2 protein-coding genes are annotated in these 2,513 nt (G+C 75.4%); one reads left to right on the forward strand and one right to left on the reverse strand.

Annotated features, from left to right (window positions below; genetic code table 11):
• Nucleotides 1-64: 64 nt before the first annotated feature.
• Nucleotides 65-1,111: a LacI family DNA-binding transcriptional regulator gene (locus C1I97_RS35320; protein WP_111007035.1), complete on the reverse strand. Its 1,047-nt coding sequence runs from the start codon at nt 1,109-1,111 to the stop codon at nt 65-67.
• A 208-nt stretch (nt 1,112-1,319) separates the two neighbouring features.
• Here C1I97_RS35320 and C1I97_RS35325 point away from each other — a divergent pair, with 208 nt between their 5' ends.
• A complete protein-coding gene (locus C1I97_RS35325) occupies nt 1,320-2,273 on the forward strand; it encodes an ROK family protein (RefSeq protein WP_111007036.1) in 954 nt (317 codons plus the stop codon).
• The last annotated feature ends 240 nt before the right edge of the window (nt 2,274-2,513 follow it).

Genomic DNA, 2,513 nt, shown 5'->3' on the forward strand with positions numbered 1-2,513 from the left:
TCGAACTCCCGACCCGGCTGGTCACCCGCGGCGCGGGAACCCCACCGCCTCCGCCTCGTAGGGGTCACTCCGCCGGCGGCAGCTCGCCCGAGCCGCGGGTGACCAGCCGGGTCGGGAGTTCGATGCGCTCCGGGGCGAGGAGGGTGCCGTCCAGCTGGCGGAAGAGGCGTTCGGCGGCCGTGCGGCCGAGGGCGGCGGCGTCCTGGGCGACGACGGTGACGCCCGGCTGGAGCAGGTCGGCCAGTTCGATGTCGTCGAAGCCGACGAGGGCGGCCCGGCGCGGCTGCTCGGCCAGGACGCGGATCACGGTGACGGTCACCCGGTTGTTGGCCGAGAAGACCGCGGTGACCGGGTCGGGCCCGGACAGCATCGCCTCGGCGGCCCGGCGCACCCGCTCGGGATCGGTGGCGCCCAGCGACATCCAGGACTCCTCGACCGGTATCCCCGCGTCCTCCATCGCCGCCCGGTAGCCGCGCAGGCGCTCGGCGGCCGTGTGGATGCGCGGCATGTCGCCGATGAAGCCGATCCGGCGGTGGCCGTGGGCGATCAGATGGGCGACGCCGTCGCGGGCGCCGCCGAAGTTGTCCGACAGCACGACGTCGGCGTCGATGTGCCCGGCCGGGCGGTCCACGAACACGGTGGCGACGCCCGCCTTGATCTCCGGCTCCAGATACCGGTGGTCGTCGCCGGCCGGGATGACGACCAGCCCGTCCACCCGCCGGGCGCACAGCGCCAGCGCCAGCTCCTGCTCGCGCTCGGGGTCCTCCGCGCTGGAGCCGTTGATGAGCAGGGCGCCGTGCGCGCGGGCGACCTCCTCCACCGCGCGGCTGAGCGGGCCGTAGAACGGGTCGGCGAGGTCCTCCAGGACCAGCCCGATGCTCGCCGTACGGCCCTTGCGCAGCACCCGCGCGCTGTCGTTGCGCCGGAAACCGAGGGCCTCGATGGCCTCCTGGACGCGCCGCTCGGTGTCCGGGGTGACGCCGGGCTCGCCGTTGACCACGCGGGAGACGGTCTTCAGGCCGACCCCGGCGCGTGCCGCCACGTCCTTCATCGTCGGACGGTTGCCGTAACGGGGCGCGGGGCGGTCTGCTCGGCGGGCGGTCTCTGGCACGGTGCGGCGTCCTGTCCTGTCGTCCGCGGGGATGCGGCGGGCCATGGGTTCGTATGAGGATGTGGCATCGTCGAGCATAGAGCCTGGACAACGTTGTCAGGCGCGCGAGAGACTGTGCACCGCACACTCCGGCCGGCGTCCCCCACCGCGAGACCGGGCTGCGCCCACCTCTTGGTTTTCTCATGGTTGACGGGGAGATTCGACTCTGATGCACACCGACCTCGTGGCCGCGCTGGACATCGGCGGCACCAAGATCGCCGGAGCGCTGGTGGACGGCCACGGCAGCATCCTGGTGCGCGCGCAGCGCGCGACGCCCGCGCAGGAGGACGGCGACACCGTCATGCGGGCCGTGGAGGAGGTGCTCGGCGAACTGGCCGCGTCGCCGCTGTGGGGGCGTGCCGCGGCGCTGGGCATCGGCAGCGCGGGCCCGGTGGACGCCTCCGCGGGCACCGTCAGTCCCGTGAACGTGCCCGGCTGGCGCGGCTATCCGCTGGTCGAGCGGGCCCGCGCCGCCGTCGGCGGGCTGCCGGTGCGGCTGATCGGCGACGGCGTGGCCATCACGGCGGCCGAGCACTGGCAGGGCGCCGCCCGCGGTCACGACAACGCGCTGTGCATGGTGGTCTCCACCGGCGTGGGCGGCGGCCTGGTGCTCGACGGCCGGCTGCACCCCGGCCCGACCGGCAACGCCGGCCACATCGGCCACATCAGCGTGGACCTCGACGGCGACCCGTGCCCGTGCGGCTCGCGCGGCTGCGTGGAGCGCATCGCGAGCGGCCCGAACATCGCCCGCCGCGCGCTGGCGGGCGGCTGGCGGCCGGGCCCCGACGGCGACACCTCGGCCGCCGCGGTGGCCGCCGCCGCCCGGGCCGGCGACCCGGTCGCCGTGGCCTCCTTCGAACGCGCCGCCCGTGCCCTGGCCGCGGGCATCGCCGCCACCGCGACCCTGGTCGAGATCGACATCGCGGTGATCGGCGGAGGCGTGGGCAAGGCGGGCGACGTCCTCCTCGCTCCCCTCCGCAAGGCCCTGACCGACTACGCCACGCTCTCCTTCGTCCGACGCCTGACGGTCGCCCCGGCCCAGATGGGCACGGACGCCGGTCTGGTGGGAGCGGCGGCGACCGTCCTCGGTGCGCGGGCGAACGCGACGGCCGCCGGCGTCTGACGGGGTTCCGAGGCCGGCGGCCCCGGACCGCGGAGGTGGGCGTCCTTCCCGAAGACCGGCCCGAGCCACGGCCAGGACGCCGTCGAGGTCCGGCACGCTCCCCCGAGCTCTTCGAGCAGGCGGTGGCGCCTCCATGACGCCGCTCCTTGACGGGCAGACGACGCCTGCCAGGGCACTGGCTTCACGTCTCCCCATGCATAGGCTGGGGCCGCTGTCGGGCTGGGGCCGGAGGGGGACGGG

Source organism: Streptomyces sp. NTH33, assembly GCF_003236365.1.
Taxonomy (GTDB): Bacteria; Actinomycetota; Actinomycetes; order Streptomycetales; family Streptomycetaceae; genus Streptomyces.